This is a genomic window from Phaeospirillum tilakii, assembly GCF_042683125.1.
Lineage (GTDB): Bacteria > Pseudomonadota > Alphaproteobacteria > Rhodospirillales > Magnetospirillaceae > Phaeospirillum > Phaeospirillum tilakii.
The window spans coordinates 34,637-58,818 of record NZ_JBHUIY010000018.1; the positions used below are offsets into that span (position 1 = coordinate 34,637).

Consider the following 24,182-nt stretch of genomic DNA (forward strand, 5'->3'; position numbering starts at 1 on the left):
CCTCCTTCGGGGGGAAACGCCGGAGGCGTCGCGGCGGCGGTCGATCGTCCCCCCCTCACGCCGCTGGGGCGGCGCCCCCCGCCACCCTTGAAGGGTACGGTCGCACCGCTTTGGGCGGCAGGCAATCGCCAACAGGGGCGGCCCGGCCCTGCGTCCGGCGCGGACCTGCCTTGAAAACAGGCGGCGTTGCTCAATAAAACGGCAGAAAAGCCCAGGCAAGAGCGCGAAAAAGCCTTGCTTTTCCGGGTGGCAGAGCTGGCATGAGGCGTGCTAAATGGATGGCTCGTTCCCTGTGGGCGCGCGGCTCGATTCCCTTGAACCGTCCCGGCGCCCTACTTCCTTGAGACGGCGGGTACATGAAGAAGATCGAAGCGATCATCAAGCCCTTCAAGCTCGACGAGGTGAAGGACGCCCTTCACGAAGTCGGTTTGCAGGGCCTTACCGTGACCGAAGCCAAGGGCTTCGGCCGGCAGAAGGGGCATACCGAGCTGTATCGCGGCGCTGAATACGTGGTGGACTTCCTTCCCAAGGTCAAGATCGAGCTGGTGATCGACGAATCGCTGGTGGAACGGGCGGTCGAGGCCATTCAGCAGGCGGCCCACACCGGCCGGATCGGCGACGGCAAGATCTTCATTTCCACCGTCGAGGAAGCGATCCGCATCCGTACCGGCGAACGTGGCAGCGACGCCATCTGAAGCAGGGGGGCGGCGCGGCGGGGCGCTTCGGTGCCGCGGCGAGCCGCCGGGGAGTTTCTTTCGGGAATACGTTTCCGTTATCTGAACAGTTTCCAACAGTCAGGAAAGTGGCCATGTCCGACGACGCCCAGAAGGTCCTCGAACTGATCAAGGAAAACGACGTCAAGTACGTCGATTTCCGTTTTACCGATCCCCGGGGGAAGTGGCAGCATACCGCTCAGCATGTTGACACCGTTGATGCCGATCTGCTGAACGAAGGCATCATGTTCGACGGTTCGTCGATCGCCGGCTGGAAGAGCATCAACGAATCCGACATGATCCTGAAGCCGGACCTGTCGACCGCGGTGCTCGATCCGTTCGCGGCCCAGACCCAGCTGATCATCAACTGTGACATCGTCGAGCCCGCCACCGGCCAGCTTTACGACCGTGACCCGCGCTCGATCGCCAAGCGCGCCGAGGCCTATGTCAAGTCGTCGGGCGTGGGCGACGCGACCTATTTCGGCCCCGAGGCCGAGTTCTTCCTGTTCGACGACGTCAAGTACAGCGTCGGCATGAACAAGGGCTATTACGAGCTGTCGTCGGAAGACGGCGTCGAAGCCTCGAGCAAGGAATTCCCCGAGGGCAACCTCGGCCACCGTCCGGGCGTCAAGGGCGGCTACTTCCCGGTTCCGCCGGTGGACAGCCAGGTTGACGTCCGCGCCGAGATGCTGACCGTGATGGGCGACATGGGCCTGCCGGTCGAGAAGCACCACCACGAAGTGGCCTCGTCGCAGCACGAACTGGGCTTCAAGTACGGCAGCCTGGTCCAGGCCGCCGACTGGCTCCAGATCTACAAGTACGTCGTGCACAACGTCGCCGCCTCCTACGGCAAGACCGCGACCTTCATGCCGAAGCCGATCTATGGCGACAACGGCTCGGGCATGCACGTCCACCAGTCGATCTGGAAGGCGGGCAAGCCGCTGTTCGCCGGTTCGGGCTATGCCGACCTGTCGGACACCGCGCTGTACTACATCGGCGGCATCATCAAGCACGCCAAGGCGATCAACGCCTTCACCAACCCGCTGACCAACAGCTACAAGCGCCTGATCCCCGGCTTCGAAGCCCCGGTTCTGCTGGCCTACTCGGCCCGCAACCGTTCGGCCTCCTGCCGCATTCCCTACTCGGCCTCGCCGAAGGGCAAGCGCATCGAGATCCGCTTCCCGGATCCGGGCGCGAACCCCTACCTCGCCTTCTCGGCGATGCTGATGGCGGGTCTGGACGGTATCGCCAACAAGATTCACCCCGGCGATCCGATGGACAAGAACCTGTACGACCTGCCGCCGGACGAGCTGGCCCAGGTCCCGACCGTGTGCGGCTCGCTGCGTGAGGCCCTCGAAAGCCTGCGTGCCGACCACGAGTTCCTGCTGAAGGGCGACGTGTTCTCGAAGGAATTCATCGAGAGCTACATCGGCCTGAAGTACGAGGAAGTCTACCGCTTCGAGCACACCCCGCATCCGGTCGAATTCGCGATGTACTACTCGGTGTAAGCCGAGCAGGGGTACCGTGCGCTTCGCCGTCCCGGGGTTCCGGGGCGGGGGAGCCGCCCGGTGGACCGAGCAAAGGAAACCCCCGCCGGGCAACCGGCGGGGGTTTTCCGTTGCGGGAGGGGGAATGCCGGGCTGCCGCCCGGGCCCGCCCGGAGGCGGAGCCTCCGGACCTCCCCTTTGGTCAAAAATCAGGCGGCGCGAATCCGGGCCAGGAACTGGCGCAGCTCGGTCGCCAGGGTGTCGGCCTGCTGCGCCAGGGTCTTCACCGCCCCGCTCAATTCCCCGGCGGTGGCATCGGTGCGGCCGGCGAGGTCGTTGACGGTGGCGATGGTGCCGCTGACCTCGGCCCCCCCCCGCGAGGCGCCCTCGACGCTGCGGGCGATCTCCTGGGTCGCGGCGCGCTGCTCCTCCACCGCCGAGGCCAACGCCGTCGAGATCTCGTTGATGCCGACGATGGTCGTGCCGATCCCCTGGATCGCCGCCACCGCGTCGCGCGTCGCGCTCTGCACCGCGCTGATCTGGGCCGAAATCTCGTCGGTGGCCCGGCCGGTCTGGTTGGCCAGGCTCTTGACCTCGTTGGCCACCACCGCGAAGCCCTTGCCGGCCTCGCCCGCCCGCGCCGCCTCGATCGTCGCGTTCAAGGCCAGCAGGTTGGTCTGCGCCGCGATGTCGTTGATCAGCCGCACCACGTCACCGATCTTGGCCACCGCCTCCGACAGGCCCTGCACCAGCTTGTTGGTGCGGTCGGCCTCGGCCACGGCGGATTCGGTGATCTGCGCCGCCTTGCCGACCTGACCGGAGATTTCCTGGATCGAGCCGGTCAATTGCTCGGTGGCGGCGGCGACCGCGCCGATGTTCTCGCTGGTCTGCGTGGCGGCGGTGGCGGCGTTGGTCGCCTCCCGCGCGGTCTGGCCGGCGATCGCCGTCATCGTCGCCGCGGTGGCGTCGAGCCGGCCGGCCGAGGCCGACACCTCGCCCACCACCCCGCCGATCTCGTGCTCGAACCGGTCGGCGGTGTCGTTGATCGCCACCGACACCTGCTCCTGGGCCGAATGCATGTAGGCGGCGGCGGCGATCTCGACCTCGAACATCGTCACCCGGGTCAGGGCGTCCACCACCTCCTGCATCCGCTCCGGCTTGCGCTTGTAATGCGGCGTCACCGCCAGGACCATCCGCCGCAGGATGTTGGCGTAGAAGCAGAAATACCAGCGCAGCGCCAGACCCTGGCGCTGGCGCTTGATGCAGATGTCGATGCCGTTGCGGATCTGCTCCTCGCTGTAGGTGGCGGCGAACACGTCGTCGAGCCAGTGGGCGCGCTGGGCCCGGCAGGCATCCTCGATCTTCATCCCCTCATAGGCCCGTGCCGCCTCGGGGAAGGCCAGGATCTTGCGATAGCTTTCCTGCAGGGTGTCATCGAGAATCGCGGCGACGATCGGCTTGCATTCCCGCAGCACGTCGCGGGTGCGGTCGTCGATGCCCAGGGCGGCGAGGCGGTTGGCGCGGTCGATGTCGAGCGGTCTGGCCATGGCGTCGGAACTCCTCGGCGCCCCGGCCGGTGCGGCGGGGGCGGGTGGTCGGGGAAATACCGGAGCTTAGGGGGCCCCCGGTTTCCAATCCGTTAGCGTCGGGAACGCCGGGGGTGGGGACGGGATGTGGGCTCCGCCCACGCCCGCCAAGGGCCGGGGGCCCTTGGATCCCTGTCCCTTGGCGCTGCCGTGCCCGACCGTCGCCGGGTTCCAAGGGCCTTGTGGCCCTTGGCGGGTCCGGGCGGAGCCCGGCTTTCGTTGACAGGTCCGGCGCCCCTCCCTAGTGTGCGGGGCGGTTGCCGCAACCGGAACTTCCCGACCATGACCGATCATTTCCGCCTCTCGCTGGCTCAGCTCAACCCGGTGGTGGGCGATGTCGCCGGCAATGCCGGGCGCATCCGCCATGCCCGTGCCGAGGCGGCCGCCCAGGGCGCCGATCTGGTGCTGTGCGGCGAGCTGGGCCTGTCCGGCTATCCGCCCGAGGATCTGGTGCTGAAGGGCGCCTTCCTCGATGCCTGCGAGGCGGCGGTGCGCGCCCTGGCCGCCGACACCGCCGATGGCGGTCCGGCGCTGCTGATCGGCACGCCGTGGCGCGAGGCCGGGCGGCTGCACAATGCCGCGCTGCTGCTCGACGGCGGCAAGGTCGCGGCGGTGCGGCTGAAGGCCCATCTGCCCAATTACGGCGTGTTCGACGAGGCCCGGCTGTTCGTGCCCGGCCCGCTGCCCCGGCCGGTGCCGTTCCGTGGCCTCGGCCTCGGGGTGATGATCTGCGAGGACATGTGGTATCCCGACGTCGCCGATGCCCTGGCCGCCGCCGGGGCCGAGCTGCTGCTGGTGCCCAACGGCTCGCCGTTCGAAGGCGACAAGGCGGCGCAGCGGCTGGAGCGCGCCCGCGCCCGCGTCGCCGCCACCGGCCTGCCGCTGGTCTATGTCAATCAGGTCGGCGGCCAGGATGAGCTGGTGTTCGACGGCGCCAGCTTCGCCCTTGATCCCGACGGGAGCGAGGTGGTCCGGCTGCCGGCGTGGCAGGAGAGGGTGGTCACCACCGAATGGCGGCGCGGCCCCGGCGGCTGGCGCGGCGGCGGGCCGCTGGCCGCGCCGGCCGCGCCGCTGGAGGAGATCTATCAGGCGCTGCGGGTCGGCCTGCGCGACTATGTCGGCAAGAACGGCTTCCCCGGGGTGGTGCTCGGCCTGTCCGGCGGCATCGACAGCGCGCTGGCGGCGGCGGTGGCGGTCGATGCCCTCGGCCCCGAGCGGGTGCGGGCGGTGATGATGCCGTCGCCCTACACCTCGCAGGACAGCCTCGACGACGCGGCGGCGGTGGCCGACCTGCTCGGCATCCGCCTCGACCGCATCGACATCCGCCCGGCGATGGACGCCTTCGCGGCGATGCTGGCGCCGCAGTTCGGCGACGCCCCCCCCGACATCACCGAGGAGAACCTCCAGTCGCGGTCGCGCGGCCTGCTGCTGATGGCGCTGTCGAACAAGTTCGGGCCGATGGTGCTGTCCACCGGCAACAAGAGCGAGATGTCCTGCGGCTATGCCACCCTCTATGGCGACATGTGCGGCGGCTATGCGGTGCTGAAGGACGTCTACAAGACCACGGTGTTCGCCTTGTCCGACTGGCGCAACCGCCACCGCCCCGAAGGCGGGCTCGGCCCCGACGGCCGGGTGATGCCCGACCGGGTGATCACCAAGCCGCCCAGCGCCGAGCTGCGCCCCAACCAGACCGACCAGGACAGCCTGCCGCCCTATGAGGTTCTCGACGCCATCCTCGCCTGCCTGATCGAGGGCGAGATGGGGCTGACCGAGATCTGCGCCGCCGGCCATGACGAGGCCACCGTGCGCCGGGTGTGGCGGATGCTCGACCGCGCCGAGTACAAGCGCCGGCAGGCCCCGCCCGGGGTCAAGATCACCCCGCGCGCCTTCGGCAAGGAACGCCGCTACCCGATCACCAACGCCTTTCCGCCGCAATGACCGTCACCGTCCGCTTCGCCCCCAGCCCGACCGGCCGCCTCCATGTCGGCAACGCCCGGGTCGCCCTGATCAACTGGCTGTTCGCCCGCCGCGCGGGCGGCCGCTTCCTGCTGCGGCTCGACGACACCGACCGCGAGCGGTCCCGCCCCGAATACGCCGAGGCGATCGAGGCCGATCTGCGCTGGCTCGGCCTGGACTGGGACCTGTTCGCCCGCCAGTCCGACCGGATCGAGCGTTATCAGGCGGCGGCGGAGCGGCTGAAGGCGGCGGGGCGGCTCTATCCCTGCTGGGAAACCGCCGAGGAACTCGAGTTCCGCCGCAAGCTGGCGCTGTCGCGCGGCCGGCCGCCGGTCTATGACCGCGCCGCGCTGGCGCTGACCCCGGCCGCGATCGCCGCCTTCGAGGCCGAGGGCCGCCGGCCGCACTGGCGCTTCCGGCTGGCGCCGGGCGAGGTGCGCTGGGACGACCGGGTGCGCGGCCCCAGCCACGGCGACGCCGCCCATCTGTCCGACCCGGTGCTGATCCGCGCCGACGGCAGCTTCCTCTACACCCTGCCCAGCGTGGTCGATGACCTCGATTTCGCCGTCACCGACGTGGTGCGGGGCGAGGATCACGTCACCAACACCGTGGTCCAGATCCAGTTGTTCGAGGCGCTGGGCGGGCCGGTGCCGCGTTTCGCCCATCTGCCGCTGCTGACCGGGGCCGATGGCGGCGAACTGTCGAAGCGGCTGGGCTCGGGCGCGCTCGACGAGCTGAGAGGGCAGGGGGTGGCGCCGCTGGCGCTGGCCTCGCTGCTGGCCCAGCTCGGCACCTCGGAAGCGATCGCGCTGAAGCCCGACCTCGCCGCCCTGGCCGCCGAGTTCGCCTGGGACAAGTTCGGCCGCGCCAGCCCGCGCTTCGACCTCGACGCGCTGCACCGGCTCGACACCCGCCGCCTGCACGGCCTGGCCTTCGCCGAGGCGCGGCCGCGTCTGGCCGAACTCGGCCTGCCCGACGCCGACGAGGCGTTCTGGCTGGCGGTGCGGCCCAACCTGACCCACGCGGCCGACGCCCGCGAATGGTGGGCGATCTGCCGTGCCCCGCTGGCCCCGGTGATCGAGGACGCCGCCTTCACCCGCGCCGCCGCCGACCTGCTGCCGCCCGAGCCGTGGGACGCGGCGACCTGGCCGGCCTGGACCGGCGCGGTCAAGCAGGCCACCGGGCGCAAGGGCCGGGATTTGTTCCACCCCTTGCGCCTCGCCCTCACCGGGCGCGAGAATGGGCCGGAACTGAAGACCCTGCTGCCCCTGATCGGGCGGCAGCGGGCGCTGGCCCGGCTCGATGGCCGCGAGGCCTGATTCGTTACCTTCCCCCCTGTGCAAGCTGCCGGAGACCGATCGGTGCCGCTGGTCCTTTACAACACCCTCACCCGTCGCAAGGACGCGTTCGAACCGCTGGTGCCCGGCCAGGTCGGCATGTATGTCTGCGGCCCCACCGTCTATGACCGCGCCCATATCGGCAACGCCCGCCCGGTGATCGTGTTCGACGTGCTCTACCGCCTGCTGCGGGCGAGCCATCCCAAGGTGCGCTACGTCCGCAACATCACCGACGTCGATGACAAGATCAACCAGCGCGCCAAGGACTCGGGCGAGCCGATCGGGGCGATCACCGCCCGCACCATCGCCCTGTTCCACGACGACATCGCCGCGCTGAACTGCCTGCCGCCCGACGTCGAGCCGCGCGCCACCGCCCACATCCCGCAGATGGTGGCGATGATCGAGCGGCTGGTCGCGCGCGGCCATGCCTATGTCGCCGAGGGCCACGTCCTGTTCAGCGTCGCCTCGATGCCGAGCTATGGCGCGCTGTCGCGCCGCTCGCGTGACGAGATGATTGCCGGCGCCCGGGTCGAGGTCGCCCCCTACAAGCGCGATCCCGGCGATTTCGTGCTGTGGAAGCCCTCGCCCGATGATCTGCCCGGCTGGGACTCGCCCTGGGGCCGGGGCCGGCCGGGCTGGCACATCGAATGCTCGGCGATGAGCCTCGAGCATCTCGGCGCCAGCTTCGACATCCATGGCGGCGGCCAGGATCTGGTGTTCCCCCACCATGAGAACGAGATCGCCCAGAGCGTCTGCGCCAACGGCCAGCCCTTCGCCCGTTTCTGGCTGCACAATGGCTGGCTGATGGTCAATGGCGAGAAGATGTCGAAATCGCTCGGCAACTTCATCACCGTGCGCGACCTGCTCGACCAAGCCCCGGGCGAGGCGGTCCGGCTGGCGATGCTGTCCTGCCACTACCACCAGCCGCTCGACTGGACCGACGACCTGCTGCGCCGGGCGCGGGCGACGCTCGACCGGCTCTACACCGCGCTGCGGGCGGTGCGCGACCTGCCCCCGCCCGAAGGCGGCGAGGCGGCGCCGATCGAGGTCCGCGCCGCGCTGGAGGACGATCTCAACACCCCCTTGGCGATCAGCGCCCTGCACGAACTGGCCGGCGCCCTCAACAAGGCGACCCAGCCGGCCGAACAGGCGCGGCTGAAGGCCAAGCTGCTGGCCTCGGGCCAGTTGCTCGGTCTGCTCGGCCAGGATCCCGAGGCGTGGTTCAAGGGCGCCGCCCCGGCCGACGGGCTCGACGACGCGGCGGTGGCGGCGCTGATCGAGGCCCGCGCCGCCGCCCGCCAGGGCCGCGACTTCGCCGCGGCCGACCGCATCCGCCGCGAACTGGCCGAGGCCGGCATCCTGCTTGAGGACGGCCCCGGCGGCACCAGCTGGAAGAGGGCCTGAGGTCTTGAGTTTCCGCCCGTCCTTCGCGATCGCCGCGCCCGGCCGGGCCTTCGTCTGGCACGCCTTGGCCGTCCTGCTGGTGGTGCTGCTGCTGCTCGCCCCGGCGCTGTGGAACGGCTACCCGCTGATCTATTTCGACAGCGAGGATTATGTCGAGATGGCCTTCACCCACCAGCCGATCATCTGGCGGGTGATGACCTACGGCATGCTGTGCAGCCTCGCCAAGGTTACCGGCACCCTGTGGGCGATGCCGGTGATGCAGGCGGTGCTGACCGCCTGGGTGCTGCATGAGGCGGTGACCGGTTTCGTCGGCCGCGCCCGCCCGGTGGTGCTGGCGGCGGTCGGGATCGCCCTGGCCGGGCTGACCGGGCTGCCCTGGGTGGCGTCGCAGGTGCTGGCCGACGTGTTCGCCGGGGTGGCGATCCTCGGCGTCGCCACCCTGTCGTTCGGCGAGGGGCTGCCGCGCTGGCGGCGCTGGCTGCTGGCGGCGATCACCGCGCTGGCGATCTGCGTCCACATGTCCCATGTCGCGGTGGCGGCCGGGCTGCTGATCGCGCTGTGGGCGGTGGCCGGGCTGGTCCGGCTGCGGCCGCTGCGGCGGATGCCGCGTCCCCGCCTGACGGTGGCGACCTGCGCGGTGGTGGCCGGCATCCTCGCCGTGCCGACCACCCATCTGACCCAGACCGGCCGGTTCTATTTCAGCGAATCCGGTCAGGTGCTCCAGCTTGCCCTGTTCATCCAGAACGGGGTGGCCAAGGCCTATCTCGACGAGGTCTGCCCCGAGGGCGCCGCCTACAAGCTGTGCGAGCACAAGGAGGAACTGCCCCGCACCGCTGACGAGTTCCTGTGGGGCGACAGCCCGTTCGACGAGATGGGCGGCTGGCGGGCGATGCATGACGAGGCCGGCGCGATCGTCAAGGACGCCATCCGCCGCTTCCCGCTGATGGTGTTGCAGGCCGCGCTGGAAAACACCGTCGAGCAGTTCCAGTCGATCGAAAGCGGCGAGGATCTGGTGCCGATGACCTGGCACTTCGTCAAGACCGAGCTGTCGCACTTCCCCGCCGAGTTCCGCGCCTTCCGCTTCGCCCGCCAGCAGCGCCGCCCCGCCCTCGATTTCACCGCCCAGAACGACGTCCAGGTGCCGATCAACGTCGCCGCCGAACTGGCGTTGTTCGTGGTGCTGGCGGTGGCGTGGCGCCGCCGCGACCGCTCCAGCTGCGGCCTCGCCCTGGTGGTGCTGCTCGCCTTGTTCGGCAACGCCATCGTCTGCGGCGCCATCAGCAATCCCCACGATCGCTATCAGAACCGGGTGGTGTGGCTGGCGCTGTTCGCGGTGTCGATCGGGGCGGTCCGGCTCGATCAGCGCTTCGCCCGCCGCCCGCCGCCGCCGTCTTTGCCCGCCCCGGATCAGGTCGTGCCCTGATCCGCTTCTGTCTTTGGTCGTTGCATTCCTAGCCCTTTGGTATATACTCCGGGTATATAGGGTCGGCCCCCGAGAGCGGAGCCGCCACAGCGCTCGGGAATGGGCCATGAAAGACGGTAATCTGGTCGAGACGGCGTTCTGCTCCCAGCGGAGCACCGACGTCCCGCCCGAGTTCATCATCGACCTTTCGCCAACGCCGGTGCGGCCGAAACGCGCCTGGGGCCTGATCGCCCCGCTGCTGGTGCTGCTGGGCGGTGGCCTGCTGTGGGGGGGCGAATGGGTGCTGTCGCCCCGGCCGGGCCAGCCCCTGGCGGTGATCTTCCCCACCACCGCCGCTCCCGACGAGATCATGGCCCCGTGGGAGGCCGGCGCCACCCAGGTGATGGCGTTCGGCCTGCTGCCCGGCCTGCTGCTGGTCCGCTCCGACCGGCCCGATTTCGTCGAACGCCTCTACGCCGCCGGCGCGGTGGTGGTGATGCGCGCGCCCGGACGTTCCACCCTGCACCGCTGAACCGGGGCTGCCGCCCCGGCCCCGCCCGGAGGCTGGCGCCTCCGGACCTCCCCCTTTTTTGTCGGACTTCGCCTTGCCCCCCCGATCGATGCGGGGTTCAATGGCGGAAGGCGAAGGATAAAAGAGGGCAAAATGCGGATCAGCGAGGTTTCCTGCAAATCGATGCTGGTGGCAAGCAAGTTGCCCGCCTGTGATTATGTGGTAAACCCGTATATGGGGTGCTCGTTTGCCTGCGCCTATTGCTATGCCTCCTTCATGGGGCGGTTTTGCGGCGAGTCGATCGAGTCCTGGGGCCGCTATCTGTCGGTCAAGGTCAATGCGGTCGAGGTCTTTCGTCGTGATCTCGGCCGCCTGTCCGCCAAGCGGCGCGACGCGACGATTCTGCTCAGTTCCGTCACCGATGCCTGGCAGGGGCCGGAGAAGAAATACCGGTTGACCCGCGGGGTGCTGGAAACGTTGCGGGAGGATCGCTATCCCGGCACCGTTGCCATGCTGACCAAGAGCCCGCTGGTCCTGCGCGACCTCGATGTCATCGCCGCGCTGGCGCGCAAGGAAGTGGGGGTGACGATCACCGCGACCGACGACGCGATCGGCCGCTTCCTGGAGGTTCAGGCCCCTTCCGCCGCCGACCGGCTGCGGACCCTGGCCGAACTGAATGCCGCCGGGATCCCGACCTACGCCTTCGTCGGGCCGCTGCTGCCGCATTACCGCCATCGCCGCGATCTGCTCGACGAGTTGTTTCGTCGTATCCGCGACACCGGCACCCGCGCGCTGTTCGTCGAGCATCTCAACACCTCGCCCCATATTCAGCAGCGTCTTCAGCCGCTGCTGGCGCGGACCGAGCCCGAGGTGCGGGCGGTGTACCGGACGGCGCGACAGGCCGACCATCGCCGCGCCCTGTCCGGGATGGTGATGGACCTGGTCGGGAAATACGGCTTCGAGATCCGTCTTGGCGGCGTGATCGATCATCAGGCCGATCGGAACCGCGCGGCGGCGCCCTGATGCCGCCCTCGGCCGGGCGCGGTCAGGGGGCGTCGGTCTGCGCCCGCAGCCGGGCCCGCAGCCAGCGCAGGGCCGGATGGGCGTCGCCCCGGTCGTGCCAGACCATGGCGATGGTGAAGCCGGGCACCGGCACCGGCGGCTCGAACAGGGCCAGCCGGCCGGCCTGGAGCCGGGCGATCCGTTCCGGCACCAGCGCCACCATGTCCGAGGCGGCGATGATCTCGGGCACCACCAGGAAGCCCGGCGCCGACAGCGCGACCCGGCGGCGGCGGCCATGGGCGGCGAGGGCGGCGTCGGCCGGGCCGACCAAGCCGCCGCCCTGGGGTGACACCATCACATGGTCGAGGGCGCAATAGCGGTCGAGGTCGAGCCCCTCCGCCGCCAGCGGATGGTCGCGCCGCAGGATGGCGACATAACGTTCCTGGCACAGCGGGCGGATCCGCAGCCGCTCCGGCGCGGTTTCGGGCGTCATCAGCGCCAGATCGATCTCGCCCCGTTCCATCTGCGCCATCAGCGCGGCGGCGTCGAGGGTGCGCCAGGCCAGGGTGATCCCCGGCGCCTCGACCGCCAGGGCGCGGAGCAGCGGCAGCAGCAGCGCCACCTGGCTGTAATCGCTGCCGGCGATCGACACCGTCAGCCGCGCCGCCGCCGGGTCGAACGAAGCGCCCGCCGCGACGACGCCCCGCACCCCCTCCAGCGCCCGCCGCAACGGCTCCTCCAACTCCAGCGCCCGCCGGGTCGGCACCATCCCCCGCGCGGTCGGCAGCAGCAGCGGATCGCCGAACATCCCCCGCAGCCGCGCCAGTTGCGCCGACAGCGCCGGCTGGCTGAGATGCAGCCGGCGGGCGGCCCGGGTGACGTTGCGCTCGGCCAGCAGGGCTTCCAGCGCCACCAGCAGGTTGAGGTCGATCCGGCTATCCATGGGATTTATGGCAGCACAGGGAAATGACGATTTCAACCATGGCCGGCGCCGGGGCCAGGATCGGGACAGCCGGGCGTGCCGCCCGCCTTCGCAGGAGAAACGGCCGTGAATGTCTTTCTGGTCTACGCTCATCCCGAGCCGCAATCGCTCAACGGCGCGCTCAAGGACCTTGCCGTCGCCACCCTGACCGATCTCGGTCATCGGGTCGAACTGTCCGACCTGTACGCGATGGGGTGGAAGGCGGTGGCCGATTCCGCCGATTTCCGCGCCCCGGTCGAACCGGGCCGGCTGCATTATCCGCGTGAATCGAAACACGCCTTTGCCGATGGCACCCAGGCCGCCGACGTCGTGGCCGAACAGCGCAAGCTGCTGTGGGCCGACGCGGTGATCCTGCAATTTCCGCTGTGGTGGTTTTCGATGCCGGCGATCCTCAAGGGCTGGTTCGACCGGGTGTTCGCCTGCGGCTTCGCCTATGGGGTCGGGGTCCATGACGGCGAGCGCTGGGGGGACCGCTATGGCGAGGGCAGCCTGCGCGGCCGCCGGGCCCTGGTTTCGGTCACCATCGGCGGCCGCGCGCCGCATTATTCCGGGCGCGGCGTCAATGGCGCGCTGGAGGACGTGCTGTGGCCGCTGCAACACGGGACGTTGTTCTATCCCGGCCTCGCCGTGCTGGAGCCGTTCACGCTGTTCCAGGCCGACCGGCTGAGCCGCGAACACTGGCCGGAGGTCGCGGCCCGCTACCGGGCACGGCTGGAGGGGCTGTTCCGCGATCCGCCGATTCCGTTCCGCCGCCAGAACGGCGGCCATTACGACGGCCAGCAGGTGTTGCGGGACGACCTGGGGCAGGGCCTGTCGGGGGCGCGGCTGCATCTGGTGCAGCCGGGCGACCCGCCGCAGACGCCGTTGGCGTGACCGGTTTTGGCGGCGGCGGGAGGATGGATTTCCGGGCTTGCATGGCCGCATCCTCTCGTGTAGCTTCCCCCCTCGCCGTGAGCCGGGGCCTGTCCCCGTCACGCCGCGGAGGGGTGGCCGAGTGGTTGAAGGCGCACGCCTGGAAAGTGTGTATACGGTGTTGAGCCGTATCGAGGGTTCGAATCCCTCTCCCTCCGCCAGCTTTTCTAGAGCCTGAAAATATCAACGATTTCAAGCCGTTAGTCGAAGATCAATCTGCCGATCCCCACACGTTTCCCCCACACGACTTTCCCCGGCAGCCATGATTACGGCGTCCTGATGACGCCCCATTCAATCGAGAAGGCCAGATAGCTGTTGCGGTCTTGAGTGGCCGTCTTTGCGTATGCGCGAGTTGGCTGTAGCATCTTGAGTGCCACTAACTCCAGGTGCCGACGTGAACACCTTCGCCCTCCCTCCGAAGACGCAAGCCTTTCTACGCCGACTTCGCGCCGAGTATGTCGCGGAGGGGAATGCGCTGTTGGTTGAAATCATCGACTTCAGCCGCGTCTTCGTGGTCCCAGAAACTGATTACGACAATTGGAACGGCGGAACCTACGGACATGATGTCAGGATTTTCCTGCCAGAGCATGTCTTGGGAAAGATCAGAGCACGGGAGCAGCAAGCACTCTGCGACAAGTTACGCGAGGACCTGAACGCTTGTTCGCAAGCCTATCAAAACGAGTTCTACAGGGCCGTCATGATAGAGGTGGACGATGAGGCAGACCCAGAGGCCCGTCAGGCCGTTCCGCTTGGAGGCCGCCCGAACATTGACCCAAACTCTCTCTCGATCTGGCAGACTGGCCAAATCCGGCTCTTCATCAGCCACAGGGACATTCACAAAGTAGAGGCCAAAGCACTGGGGGAGGCCTTGGCCAACTACGGCATTTCCTCGTTCGTAGCTCACGACACCATCCAGCCCATGACCACTTGGCGGAGCGAGATATTGAAGGGGTTGGAGACGATGGAGGTGATGGTCGCTTTCCTTACCGAAGGCTTTCACGACAGCATCTGGACCAACCAGGAGGTTGGCTACGCCCTTGGGCGGAACGTGCCCGTCATTTCGCTAAAGATGGCGACCGAAGACCCCAAGGGGTTTATCGGCGATGTCCAGGCCGTGAAGGGGCGTCTCAGTGACCCCGATTACACTGCTGCGGAGGTATACAAGGTCCTTGCGGAAAGGCTTGGAAACAGGGAGCGGCTTCAAGGGGCGCTCTTAACGGCCTTTGTAGCAGCCCCCGATTTCACCGAGGCGAAGAATAGGTTCGACCGTATGGCGGGTGTTGTGGACCGCCTCTCGGATGATGAACTCCGGCAAATCATCGAGGGTTTCCGAGGCAATGATCAGCTTCATAATGCCGTATATCTCACCAGCAAGTACGAACGATTGCGGCATTTTCTCGAACGAGCCACAGGCAAGAAATTCAGGATAGAGGGTCGTAAGATTTCGCAGTTATTTGAGACTGAGGACGATTTGATACCTTTCTGATCTGGGGGCATGTTCATTCTGCGGAGCCTTCTGTATGCAGAAAAATACGTTGCCAAATGTGGAAGCTGGATCAAGAAACTCTCTTCACCGTTGCTCTGAACGCCCTGCCTATCCGTCCCACCTCAGCCCCCGCTAGAGGTGCGATCCAGCGGGGGGCAACATGGTCATGGCATCAGCGACGACGGAGGAAGCGAAGGGCCGTATCGCGGGCCTCCCGTTCCTCCAGGTAGAAGGCATGTGCCCGTTGTCTCTTCGCCTCAATCTCGTAAAGAGAACCTCGCCAGGAGAATATAACTTTTAGCTTCGGCTCCGCTTCCTCTGCACGGAAGAGGTCCTGTGTTTCGGCAGCCTTGGTTGTGGTAATGGTGGCTGGACCAACCCAGCTTGTTCGGTCTGGTGGATTGACCTACGGGATGCTCAACACCTATAGTCGTACCTCCCTAGCATGAGGCTCCCGCGATGGCGGTCCTCCGTGGTGTCGGAATTTCCGATGCCAGGATGTCCGCTTGCTGGTCACCCTGATTGTTGGCTTTCCATGCTCATGGGGGCGTCCTGGTTGTGGTCACGGTATCCCGCTATGGCGGGGTACTGGCCTGCTAGGGATTAGCTGTGAGGAGAACCGAGATGCAGAAAAACAATCATCTCGGTCCGGTTCACGAGTTGATCAAGGTGGCTACTGCTATAATACAGCTGGCCTACTGGATCGCTATGCTCGTGACCGTGATCGCTAACTACTTGAGACGCCCCGTTGAGTGTTCTGAATTACACCCAGAAATTTCAGCTCGGTAACGGCAAGTTTGTCTACGTCCAGGAAGGCAAATGCCGGGATAATGGGCAAAAATTAATTCAATGGTGTCTGAGGCGTTGGAAGCCACCTGGGCATTACTTCCATTACCAGGATGGTGGGCACGTCGCCGCCATCAAGATCCACCTGAAAAGCCAATACTTCGCCAGGGCAGACCTGGAGCGGTTCTTTTGGCACGTCACCCGAAACAAGGTGGTCCGAGCATTGAAGCGGATCGGGGTCCGGTACAGTGACGCATACGAGTACGCAGTGAATGCGACCGTTGCCGACAAGGGGCGCTACTTCCTGCCCTTCGGCTTCGTTGAGTCCCCCTACCTCGCCACCATCTGCCTGGACAAGAGCAAGCTAGGGCTTGCCTTCCGGGAATTGATGGGCAAGGGGATCAAACTGTCCGTCTACGTTGATGACGTGATCCTGTCCGGTGACGACAGGGCCGAGCTTGAGGAAGCTTTGGAGTTGATTGGACGGGTGGGCAGCGAGGTGGGCTTCCCCCTCAACGCCACCAAGGTCCAGCGAGCTGGGCCAGAGGTGTCCGCGTTCAACATTGAGGCTGGCACAGGCCGGATGGCTGTGACAGACCACAGGATGCGGGAATTTGAAGCCGCAGTCCTTGAAGCCGGGGACGGCCCCAGGTCCCGTGCCATCATCGCTTATGTCTCGACGGTGAACCGGGACCAGTCCGAGGCTCTGGCAGAATTGATTGGCGTGTAAATTCGGCATGAATGCACTTCGCCGGGTGGTGTCTTCATTGCAGCATCAAGGACCGCATCGCCCGCCAAGGCGTTGAACGCAATGATCACCTGGGGCGCCATCGCTGGGTTGTCGAGCGCACACTGTCATGGCTCTCTGAATTCCGCCGTCTTGCCATTCACTACGAGCGGCGCCCTGACATACACCGTGCATTCCTGATTGTCGCTTGCACCTTGGTCTGCTAAAGAAAATACGTCCAAACGTAGTTTTGTTGGCGCTTTTAAGGCCGTTGTGTTTCTGGCGCTGTACCGAGCCAAGATCACGATCGGAATGGCCCGTTTCGTCTCCAACAACCTGTGCTGATGCGTCTGGTGGGGTGGGCGAAGCTCAACTTGGCCGCCGGATTCTGATGGCGGAATCCGCCGGCGACGCGGTGCGGCGGGCTATTCCCTTGCATGGCGGCGGCTCGTCCGCTGATACTCATGACCATCGGTTTCGGTTAAGAGCTTCGATCTCTCTGTTTTGTCTTCCCGCAAAACGTCATCGCGCCCCTTTGATGTCGCTCACTCTTTTCGATTCGATCTCTGAAAGGTTGCCGGAATGATAACGGATGCCAATCTGGACATCTCGATCATCATATTTGAAGAAATTCGCAAATTTCTCGGCAAGAACACCGGGGTCAAGCTCCTCGCTCTTGGCTATACCGACATCATCCTTTCGGAAGAGTCTCTGGCGAGGATACAGAGCCGGATTGTCGTCAACGGCGATGCCGTGTTCACCATTCTGGCCGATGCCCAGGGCAAGCGGTTCGTGAAATTCGATCCGGTGTCATTCTATTCCCTGTTTGGCTTCGAGACGACCTTCATCGACTATTTCGATCCCGCCCCGCAGGCCCTGAAAATCGATCTGAACCAACCGATCGACCCGGAATTTCATCAGGCGTTCGACGCCGTGATCGATGGCGGCACCGCCGAGCATTGCTTCAATATCGCCCAGGTGATGGCCAACATGTCCTTGTGTGTCCGAGTCGGGGGCATCCTCTCTCAGGGCAATCCTCTTTTTTCGATGAATCACGGGTTCTACAATTTCAGTCCGGTCTTCTATGAAAAATTCTACGAGAAGAACGGCTTCACCCTGCTGAACGCCTGGACGCTGCAAAACACCAGCAGCGGGCTAATGCTGTGGGGGGGCTTCCCCGCCAGTTCGCACGAGGCGCTGATGCTGGGCGAGCGCGGCGGCGACTACTTTGTCAACACGTTCGCCCGCAAGGACACTCATGTCGAGCCCGTGCTCTGGCCGAGCCAGTATTGAGGGCACGGAAGGGAGGACGGCAACGGCGGCGGGACCTCCGGTTCCCTTGCCACGTCGCTCGTCTTTAGATTGAGCGATCAAGCCAACCGACAATTCAGGGTAGCCGCAGGGAAAATGAGCATTCGGCGTGCCGAGATCGAGCGGCAGAACGCGTTCCTGATCAACCGCCAGCTTCATTTTCGTCTCGCCGCCGACGTGGTGGCCGAGGCATGGTGCCGGTTGCCCGAGGTCTCGGCCATCGCCCTGATCGGTTCGGTGGCCAAGCCGTTATGGAAGGAGGTGCCGCGCTTTCAGCCCTTCCGCCGTCAGGGGGTCGAGCTGTGGCATGAATGCACCGACCTGGATCTTGCCGTCTGGCTTGATCATCAGGAGTGTCTCGGCCAACTGCGCCGGGCCCGCGATCTGGCCCTGCGGCGGGCCTACGAGAGCGGAACCGGGATCTCGGTGGCCAACCACGAGGTGGACACGTTCCTGTTCGAGCCGGGCAGCGACCGCTATCTCGGGCGGCTGTGCGCGTTCACCCAATGCCCCAAAGGCAAGCGGGACTGCGAGACGCCCGGCTGTGGCGCGATCCCCTTCAACAAGGTGTTCGAGGCGTTCCAGCCCATGCCCGATCTGCTGGCCGGGGCGGTGCCGCTGTACGAGCGCGCGTCGGGGGCGGTCTGGCGTGCCGCCGATCTGCCGGCGCCGGAGGCGCTTTTGTGAGGAAAGGGCGGGAGGCGGCCCGGAGGGGCCCCTCCCGCCATGCGGCTGGGGGCCTCTCCGCACGCGGGGCCCGGGGACCGATCCGGGTTAGCGGCCGGCCGGCTCGGCGAGGGCGCCGGTACCGCAGACCAGGGTCAGGAAGCCGCCGTCGATTTCCGCGACGAAACCGCGTTTGACCAGCCCGGACATGTCGCCGTCCACCAGGGTCCTCGGCCGGAAGCTGCGGCAGGCCCGGAGCTGTTCCATCTCCGCCGCGTCGATCTCGGTGACTTCCTCGACGGCGCAGTCGCGCGTGTCGCGGACCAGCAGCCGTTTCCCCTCCCGGAAGACCACCAGCTCGGCCGGATTCGCGCTCCAGCGGTCGTACCATTTGCCGATCTCCAGCATGAAGCGGGCCAGGATCTCCGGGTGGCTGCGGACGTCCGAGTTCATCTCGCCATCGAAATTGTAGGCCAGCTTCATCAGGTCGATGTCGCCGGGAAACGACTTGCCGTAGCCGCCCATCGGCCGGAGGCCGGTGATGCCGTGCTCGTCGTGGCGATCGAAATAGGGGCTGTAGCGCTGGAGGTAGATCGGGGTGATGATCGGCGGGTCCAGGTGCTGGAGCAGCGGCAGGCGGTCGGAGATCTCGTCGTAATCCTCCGCCGCGTCGTTGGGCAGGGCGACCAGATGGTTCCATTTCGCCTCGATGCCGAGTTCCTTGCAATTCCTCAGCACGGCGATGTTGGTCGCGGCGGTGGTGCCCTTTTTCATCATCTTCAGATGGCGGGTGGACAGCGATTCGATGCCCGGCCCCAGCATGTCGACCCCGTGCGCCTTCATCTTCCGGAGCCGGTCGATGTCGAACATCGGCTTGATCTGATAGAACAGGCTGCCGTCAAATCCGCCCTCGGTCAGCCCGTCGAAGAATTCGTCGAAAAATTCGTCGGGGAAGACCGAATCGCAGGCGTAATACAGCTTGTATTCGGGATAACGCCGGCGCATCGCGCACAGCTGCGCCGCCGCCTTGCGGGGCGACATGGTGCGGAAGGACATGCCCTCATAGCTGATGCCGCAGAACTGGCAGCGGTTCTTCACCCCCCACCAGCAGCCGCGCGAGGTTTCCAGATAGAGGAAGATGTCCTTGCGCTCGTCGGGAGGGTATTGCGCCAGGAAGTCGTCATAGTCGGGGAGGTCCTGATCTTCCAGGGACTCGACCGGGGCGCAGCGGATCAGCCTGTCGGCGGGCGGTTCGCCGCCGGCCAGCCGGTTTTCGCAAAAGGCGGGAAAGGTCAGGTCGGCCTCGCCGTCGAACAGGTAATCGACATGGGCGAACCGTGCCAGTTCCCGGCCCATCTCGCCGTAGCAATTGGTGCCGCCGATCACCACGGTCACCTCCGGCAACGCCTGCTTGACGGCCCGGGCGATCGCCAGCGAGGCGTTGACCTGGGAATAGAGGCTGCTCAGCCCGACGATCCGGGGCCGGACCCGGCGCACCTCCTCGACCACGGCGGCGAGGAAGCCCGGGATGGCGTCCCGCGCCCTGGCCAGTTCCTGGTCCGACAGGCTGGTCCGCTTGTTGGCGAACAATTCGTAGTAGCGGGTGTAGAAGGATTCGCCGCGCGGGGCGGCCGGGGCCGGGGCCGGGGCGGGCGCCACGCCATGGGCGCTGGGCGAGAAGATCTGCTCCTGATACAGCTCGTCCGGCGACACCACGGCCATGATGTCACGATAGAATTCCACCCCGATCCGGCGGGCGTACAGCGCGTTGGCATAAAGAACCGCCGAGGAAATCCCCTTCTTCTTCAGGGCGCTCTTCAGCACCGCCGTGCCGAGGCTGGGATGGCCGTAAGCATAGAACGGGGGAACGATCAGCAAGACCGCGCTATCGGTGTCACCGTGCATCGGGGATCCTTTGTTCTTGGTCGTGGTCGATCGCGGCGGCTGGCCGCAGCCGCGCCGCCATGGCCTTCAGCAGAGCGGTGCCGTTCGGGCTTCCCAGCCCGGTACAGGCGTCCCAACCGGGGGTGGCGCGGTAGTAATTGTTGTCGCCCTCGGTGATGTCGCGGCAGGCGTCCTGGTCCGGCGTGCCCAGCAGGCCGTAGAGGAACGGGTTGAGGAAGCCGACCGGCTGGCCCAGCGCCTGATTGAGGCGGGTGACGAGGCCCGCCCACAGCGGGGCGGCGGCGCTGGTCCCGCCGCTGACATGCCAGGCGCCGAGGATGTAGAGGCGGTAGCCGGTGAGCGGATCGGCATTGGCCGCGACATCGGGGACGCCGCGTCCGGTGAAGCCCGGGGGCAGCGTTCCGGGCGGGGGCGGCGGTTCGGGCGCGATGCCGGCCCTGGTCTGATAGGGCGGGATCGGGAACCGGGCGCTGACCCCGCCCCCGGTCGCCAGAGACCAGCAGGGGCTGTTCCAGACGGTCTCGCGCTCGATCCGGCCGTTCCGGGCGACCAGCTGGGTCCCGCCGCAGCACAACACTTCCGGGACCGATCCGGGGAAATCGGCCACCAGCCTGCCGTCTGGCGCGCCATCGGAGGCGCCTTCGTCGCCCGAGGCGACGCAGACGGTCACGCCCAGCTGGGCGGCGTCGGCGATGATCCGTCGCATCTGGTCGGCCGCCGCCTGGGACCAGGCGGTTTCCGGCTCGCCCCAACTGATCGAGAGGACCTCGGGCTGGTTGACGCTGTCGTGGATCGCTTCCTGGATGACCTCCATGAAGCCCAATTGGGTGTCGTCGGTGGCGAAATAGACCACCGTGGTGGCCTTGGGGACGATCGCGGCGGCGACCTCGATGTCCATCACTACTTCCCCGTAGCCCTTGGTCGGGTTGTCGATGGTGCCGGGATTGTTGGGGCCGACCACCAGGATCCGGGGCGGGGGGAGGTCGAGCGCGGCGAAATAGCTGTCGAGGTCGGATTGCAGGAAGCCCGCTCCCCCCTGGATCAGGCCCAGGCAGCGGCCCTCGCCCTGGCCGGCGGGGAAGTCGTAAATCCGGGCCAGCTCGGGGGCGGTGTACAAAGCGAGGCTCCCGGGCTGCGGCGTCGCGGCGTCGGCCGAGGGGCGCGGACTGGCCTGCCGCCGGGCGATCGGGTGGCTGTCCAGCCCCATCACCACGGTGATCACCTCCGTCAGCTCGCGGGGGATTTGCACCGCGCCGACATGGCTGCGGAAGCGCACCCCCTGCCGCTCGAACAGGGTGAGTTCGACGCCGAACGCCCGGTTGACCGCCGCGACCGGGCCGGACAGCGTGACCAGACACTTGCCGGCATCGATTTTGTCCACCGCGAGCCCGTTGTCCCGGGCAAAGGCGGCGACCCGGTCGAGGCTCGCCGGCGGGGCGGCATGGGTGCGGGCAAAGTCCTCCCGCCGCAGATGCGGGGGGCAGGCCACGGCGGCAAAGGCGAACCGGTCGGCCGGGAGCGCCCCGCCCACCGGCTCGGGACGCCGCACATAGACGTTGAGCCGGATCCGCTCGTCGGCCGGCGCCGGGCCGATCCTGACCGCGCCGGGAGGGGAGGGCGGTTCGCTGCCGTTGAGTGGGACTCGGTTCTCCATGATCGACGCTCCTCATCCTGCCCGGCGCATGAAGGGATGGGTTGGGGCCGCACCGGCCGAGACGGTGACGCCCCCACGCCGGGCGGCCGGCATCAGCCCTCCGCGCCGAGGCGCTCCCGCAGGTAGATCGGGAAAACATCCCGCCAATTGTATTTGTAGCTCGGGCATCTCGGGCCCTGCTCCGTCAGCACCAGATTGCTGTGCGGACAATGGGCGTAGCACAGCGGAAGAAACGGGCAGTCGCGGCAGGAGGGATTGCTTTCGGGCCGCTGGGCCCCCCACTTGGACAGGTCCGGATCGTCGTCGATCCGCGAGAAGTCGCGGATGCTGGTGCGTCCGCTGCCTCCGGCGCCCAATTCGTGGTCGCACTTGAGGATGGTGCCCCGGTGGTCGATGACGAAGCCGTTGGCGACCGACGCGTAGCATCCCAGATAGCCGACCTCGAAAATCAGCGGGGTGAAGGGGGGGAAGCCGTGCGCGCGGGCCAGGTCGATCAAGGCGCGTTCCCGGCGGGCGAAATCCTCCATCGAGAAGTGGAGGTTCGCCCTGGGCAGGTAGTTCGCGGCCGAATCCGAGGCCTTGTAATTGAAGACCGGGTAGAAATAGAGGCCGGACAGGCAATCCTGCAGCCCCGCCGCGTCAAGCTGCGCCAGGAGTGTCGGCACCCGATCGATGTTGAGCTGGCTGACGTTGACCCGCGCGAGGATGCGCAGATGTTTGCCGGCGGCGGCGATGTTGGCGAGGATGCGATCGAACGAGTCGGCCGGCGGTTGCCCGTCCTGGCTGGCGCGGCGGACCCGGTCATGCTCGTCCCGGCTGCCGTCGAACGTCACCTGGACCGAGGTGATGCCGCAGGCGGCCAGTTCCTCCGCCGTCTTCTCGTCGAGCAGATAGAAGTTCGAGACCATGCGGAAGGCGAAGGTCACCCCCATCCGGTGACAGATCTCGCGCAGCCGGTTCGCGGCCGCGACGATGAAGGATTTGGACAGCAGCGGTTCGCCGCCGAACCAGGTGATGCCCAGGCTGCCGCCCTCCGTCAGGCGGGAGGTGATGAAGGCCAGCAGGGATTCGAGGTCGTGCGCGCCCAGCGCGCTGTCGCTGTCCTTGCCCTCGTAGCAGTAATAGCAATTCATGTTGCAGCGCAGGCTGGGCGCGATCACCAGCGACACCGCCGCGGTGTCGGCGATGGTGCGGTCGTATTTGGCGATGGCCAGGGCCAGTTCGTCGATCTCGGCCGGGACCACGAAACCGTTTTCCGCCAGGAAGCCGATCACGGCCGACCATGGGCCGGGATCGCCGGCGTCGCTGCCGGTCCGGCCGACGATCTGCTTGATCAACTGAAGCTGCTCGACGGAAAGCAGGACCGACGTCCCGCGATAGGTATTGAAGAGATAGACGCCGTTGCCGTCGGGAATCTCGAGAGTGTAGCGCGACAGCCTGATCCCCATCTCGTCCCCTTTGCCGCGATGACGCGACCCGCTTGCCCGGTCGATGGGCGGAAGGTCCCGGCGCGACGGGATGCGACGCGCCGGTCCCCCCCTGAAACCGCCGGCTGGTCTGCTTGCCGGCCCGGCCCCGGTCAGTCCGCGATGCAGACGGCGCAGCGGGGCGCGACCTTGCCGCTCTTCGGCGAGGCGACGTACTTGACCAGATCGGCCAGCAACTGCTCGGGGGTCAGGTGTTCCCCGATCTTGGTGCCCTCGGGGGCGGTGATCTTGATGGACTTTTCGTCGATCTTTTCGATCTTCATCTGCAACTCTCCTTGGTTTGGCACGACCCGGTTCGGGTTTGGTGGTGTGATGGCTTAAGATCACACCACTGATGGTTATCATCGTGCCGAGAGTTAGAGTCAATGGTTGTAATTATGAAATCTAACTTCGCAATAGCAGCAATGACTTTGGTATAGGCAACCAAGATTTACCGCCATGAGTTGCGGCGCCAACTCATTTTTTGTTAAACTCGATAGATTGGATGGACTGTTTGCGGGGAGATGAGGATTGGCCCGCCCGTGCGGATCATGGCAAAGGCCGGCCGGTAAGCCCGCGCGGCGTTTGAGCGTCACCGTCTTGGCCTGACCTGACCCGACAGGGCAGGTCATGGACCGGGCGGCATAACGGGTCGGGGAGGCGTAGGGAGGCGCACCTTCCCTAAGTCTCTATTTTCATTAAGAAAATTGGGCCTTAGGGAAGGTGGCGGAGGGGGCGGGATTCGAACCCGCGCTAGGGGTTGACCCCCTAGGACGGTTTAGCAAACCGTTGGTTTCAGCCACTCACCCACCCCTCCGCGAGGCGACGGCTAAGCCGCCGTGGCTGGAGCGGCTTTTCTATCCGAAAGGCTGGATGGGGTCAATGCCTC

19 protein-coding genes, 2 tRNA genes and 1 pseudogene are annotated in these 24,182 nt (G+C 66.6%); 15 read left to right on the forward strand and 7 right to left on the reverse strand.

What is annotated here, in order from left to right; genetic code table 11:
• Positions 1–356: 356 nt before the first annotated feature.
• Both ACFSNB_RS10400 and glnA read left to right on the forward strand, forming a co-directional pair.
• Positions 357–695, forward strand: coding sequence for a P-II family nitrogen regulator (locus tag ACFSNB_RS10400; RefSeq protein ID WP_377316217.1), 339 nt, complete (start codon positions 357–359; stop codon positions 693–695).
• Between the two features lie 113 nt (positions 696–808).
• Positions 809–2,221: a type I glutamate--ammonia ligase gene (gene glnA / locus ACFSNB_RS10405; protein ID WP_377316219.1), complete on the forward strand. Its 1,413-nt coding sequence runs from the start codon at positions 809–811 to the stop codon at positions 2,219–2,221.
• Between the two features lie 188 nt (positions 2,222–2,409).
• Here the strand turns inward: glnA and ACFSNB_RS10410 are convergent, their stop codons facing one another.
• Positions 2,410–3,747, reverse strand: a complete 1,338-nt coding sequence (locus ACFSNB_RS10410) for a methyl-accepting chemotaxis protein (protein WP_377316221.1) — start codon at positions 3,745–3,747, stop codon at positions 2,410–2,412.
• Positions 3,748–4,068: 321 nt separating this feature from the next.
• Here ACFSNB_RS10410 and ACFSNB_RS10415 point away from each other — a divergent pair, with 321 nt between their 5' ends.
• From ACFSNB_RS10415 to ACFSNB_RS10440, 6 genes are all read left to right on the forward strand, one after another.
• The gene (locus ACFSNB_RS10415; RefSeq protein ID WP_377316223.1) at positions 4,069–5,724 is read left to right on the forward strand and encodes an NAD+ synthase; all 1,656 of its coding nucleotides are present in this window, start codon (positions 4,069–4,071) and stop codon (positions 5,722–5,724) included.
• The gene (locus ACFSNB_RS10420) at positions 5,721–7,061 is read left to right on the forward strand and encodes a glutamate--tRNA ligase (RefSeq protein ID WP_377316225.1); all 1,341 of its coding nucleotides are present in this window, start codon (positions 5,721–5,723) and stop codon (positions 7,059–7,061) included. Before ACFSNB_RS10415 ends, ACFSNB_RS10420 begins: the two co-directional genes overlap by 4 nt.
• A 42-nt stretch (positions 7,062–7,103) precedes the next feature.
• The gene (gene cysS, locus ACFSNB_RS10425) at positions 7,104–8,483 is read left to right on the forward strand and encodes a cysteine--tRNA ligase (protein ID WP_377316227.1); all 1,380 of its coding nucleotides are present in this window, start codon (positions 7,104–7,106) and stop codon (positions 8,481–8,483) included.
• Positions 8,484–8,487: 4 nt separating this feature from the next.
• Entirely contained in the window at positions 8,488–9,906 is a 1,419-nt protein-coding gene (locus ACFSNB_RS10430; RefSeq protein WP_377316229.1) for a hypothetical protein, read from the forward strand.
• Between the two features lie 106 nt (positions 9,907–10,012).
• Positions 10,013–10,417 (forward strand): hypothetical protein, encoded by a 405-nt coding sequence (locus ACFSNB_RS10435; RefSeq protein ID WP_377316231.1) that lies wholly within the window; start codon positions 10,013–10,015, stop codon positions 10,415–10,417.
• A 213-nt stretch (positions 10,418–10,630) separates the two neighbouring features.
• Positions 10,631–11,419 carry an SPL family radical SAM protein gene (locus ACFSNB_RS10440; protein WP_377316233.1) on the forward strand — a complete coding sequence of 263 codons (789 nt, stop codon included), beginning with the start codon at positions 10,631–10,633 and terminating at the stop codon, positions 11,417–11,419.
• A 22-nt stretch (positions 11,420–11,441) separates the two neighbouring features.
• On the opposite strand, the gene ACFSNB_RS10445 is transcribed toward ACFSNB_RS10440, so the two are convergent.
• The gene (locus tag ACFSNB_RS10445) at positions 11,442–12,341 is read right to left on the reverse strand and encodes a LysR family transcriptional regulator (RefSeq protein WP_377316235.1); all 900 of its coding nucleotides are present in this window, start codon (positions 12,339–12,341) and stop codon (positions 11,442–11,444) included.
• A 105-nt stretch (positions 12,342–12,446) separates the two neighbouring features.
• Between ACFSNB_RS10445 and ACFSNB_RS10450 the strand changes: the two genes are divergently transcribed.
• The 7 genes and pseudogenes from ACFSNB_RS10450 to ACFSNB_RS10480 all read left to right on the forward strand — a co-directional run bounded on the left by ACFSNB_RS10450 (position 12,447) and on the right by ACFSNB_RS10480 (position 18,289).
• Entirely contained in the window at positions 12,447–13,253 is an 807-nt protein-coding gene (locus ACFSNB_RS10450; protein WP_377316237.1) for an NAD(P)H-dependent oxidoreductase, read from the forward strand.
• 107 nt (positions 13,254–13,360) lie between these two features.
• Positions 13,361–13,453, forward strand: a tRNA-Ser gene (locus ACFSNB_RS10455).
• Positions 13,454–13,686: 233 nt separating this feature from the next.
• Positions 13,687–14,778 carry a toll/interleukin-1 receptor domain-containing protein gene (locus ACFSNB_RS10460; protein ID WP_377316239.1) on the forward strand — a complete coding sequence of 364 codons (1,092 nt, stop codon included), beginning with the start codon at positions 13,687–13,689 and terminating at the stop codon, positions 14,776–14,778.
• Positions 14,779–15,526: 748 nt separating this feature from the next.
• The gene (locus ACFSNB_RS10465) at positions 15,527–16,294 is read left to right on the forward strand and encodes a reverse transcriptase domain-containing protein (protein ID WP_377316241.1); all 768 of its coding nucleotides are present in this window, start codon (positions 15,527–15,529) and stop codon (positions 16,292–16,294) included.
• 44 nt (positions 16,295–16,338) lie between these two features.
• Positions 16,339–16,518, forward strand: a pseudogene (locus ACFSNB_RS10470) (transposase); the annotation flags it as partial.
• 355 nt (positions 16,519–16,873) lie between these two features.
• Positions 16,874–17,584 (forward strand): hypothetical protein, encoded by a 711-nt coding sequence (locus tag ACFSNB_RS10475; RefSeq protein ID WP_377316243.1) that lies wholly within the window; start codon positions 16,874–16,876, stop codon positions 17,582–17,584.
• A 114-nt stretch (positions 17,585–17,698) separates the two neighbouring features.
• On the forward strand, positions 17,699–18,289 hold the full coding sequence (locus ACFSNB_RS10480) for a hypothetical protein (RefSeq protein WP_377316245.1): 591 nt from the start codon (positions 17,699–17,701) through the stop codon (positions 18,287–18,289).
• Positions 18,290–18,376: 87 nt separating this feature from the next.
• Here ACFSNB_RS10480 and ACFSNB_RS10485 read toward each other — a convergent pair whose 3' ends face one another.
• From ACFSNB_RS10485 to ACFSNB_RS10505, 5 genes are all read right to left on the reverse strand, one after another.
• Positions 18,377–20,173 carry a RiPP maturation radical SAM C-methyltransferase gene (locus ACFSNB_RS10485; protein WP_377316247.1) on the reverse strand — a complete coding sequence of 599 codons (1,797 nt, stop codon included), beginning with the start codon at positions 20,171–20,173 and terminating at the stop codon, positions 18,377–18,379.
• On the reverse strand, positions 20,163–21,827 hold the full coding sequence (locus ACFSNB_RS10490) for a S53 family peptidase (RefSeq protein ID WP_377316249.1): 1,665 nt from the start codon (positions 21,825–21,827) through the stop codon (positions 20,163–20,165). The genes ACFSNB_RS10485 and ACFSNB_RS10490 overlap by 11 nt, the downstream gene beginning before the upstream one ends.
• Before the next feature lie 92 nt (positions 21,828–21,919).
• Positions 21,920–23,275: a radical SAM protein gene (locus ACFSNB_RS10495; RefSeq protein WP_377316251.1), complete on the reverse strand. Its 1,356-nt coding sequence runs from the start codon at positions 23,273–23,275 to the stop codon at positions 21,920–21,922.
• 131 nt (positions 23,276–23,406) lie between these two features.
• On the reverse strand, positions 23,407–23,577 hold the full coding sequence (locus ACFSNB_RS10500; RefSeq protein WP_377316253.1) for a hypothetical protein: 171 nt from the start codon (positions 23,575–23,577) through the stop codon (positions 23,407–23,409).
• A 440-nt stretch (positions 23,578–24,017) separates the two neighbouring features.
• Positions 24,018–24,110: transfer RNA gene (locus tag ACFSNB_RS10505), tRNA-Ser, on the reverse strand.
• Positions 24,111–24,182: the final 72 nt, after the last annotated feature.

Bases quoted from the DNA above. Each gene is read 5' to 3' on its own strand.
- ACFSNB_RS10400 (WP_377316217.1), top strand. From the start codon at position 357: ATGAAGAAGATCGAAGCGATCATCAAGCCCTTCAAGCTCGACGAGGTG.
- glnA (WP_377316219.1), top strand. From the start codon at position 809: ATGTCCGACGACGCCCAGAAGGTCCTCGAACTGATCAAGGAAAACGAC.
- ACFSNB_RS10410 (WP_377316221.1), bottom strand. From the start codon at position 3,747: ATGGCCAGACCGCTCGACATCGACCGCGCCAACCGCCTCGCCGCCCTG.
- ACFSNB_RS10415 (WP_377316223.1), top strand. From the start codon at position 4,069: ATGACCGATCATTTCCGCCTCTCGCTGGCTCAGCTCAACCCGGTGGTG.
- ACFSNB_RS10420 (WP_377316225.1), top strand. From the start codon at position 5,721: ATGACCGTCACCGTCCGCTTCGCCCCCAGCCCGACCGGCCGCCTCCAT.
- ACFSNB_RS10435 (WP_377316231.1), top strand. From the start codon at position 10,013: ATGAAAGACGGTAATCTGGTCGAGACGGCGTTCTGCTCCCAGCGGAGC.
- ACFSNB_RS10440 (WP_377316233.1), top strand. From the start codon at position 10,631: ATGGGGTGCTCGTTTGCCTGCGCCTATTGCTATGCCTCCTTCATGGGG.
- ACFSNB_RS10445 (WP_377316235.1), bottom strand. From the start codon at position 12,341: ATGGATAGCCGGATCGACCTCAACCTGCTGGTGGCGCTGGAAGCCCTG.
- ACFSNB_RS10475 (WP_377316243.1), top strand. From the start codon at position 16,874: ATGATAACGGATGCCAATCTGGACATCTCGATCATCATATTTGAAGAA.
- ACFSNB_RS10480 (WP_377316245.1), top strand. From the start codon at position 17,699: ATGAGCATTCGGCGTGCCGAGATCGAGCGGCAGAACGCGTTCCTGATC.
- ACFSNB_RS10485 (WP_377316247.1), bottom strand. From the start codon at position 20,173: ATGCACGGTGACACCGATAGCGCGGTCTTGCTGATCGTTCCCCCGTTC.
- ACFSNB_RS10490 (WP_377316249.1), bottom strand. From the start codon at position 21,827: ATGGAGAACCGAGTCCCACTCAACGGCAGCGAACCGCCCTCCCCTCCC.
- ACFSNB_RS10495 (WP_377316251.1), bottom strand. From the start codon at position 23,275: ATGGGGATCAGGCTGTCGCGCTACACTCTCGAGATTCCCGACGGCAAC.
- ACFSNB_RS10500 (WP_377316253.1), bottom strand. From the start codon at position 23,577: ATGAAGATCGAAAAGATCGACGAAAAGTCCATCAAGATCACCGCCCCC.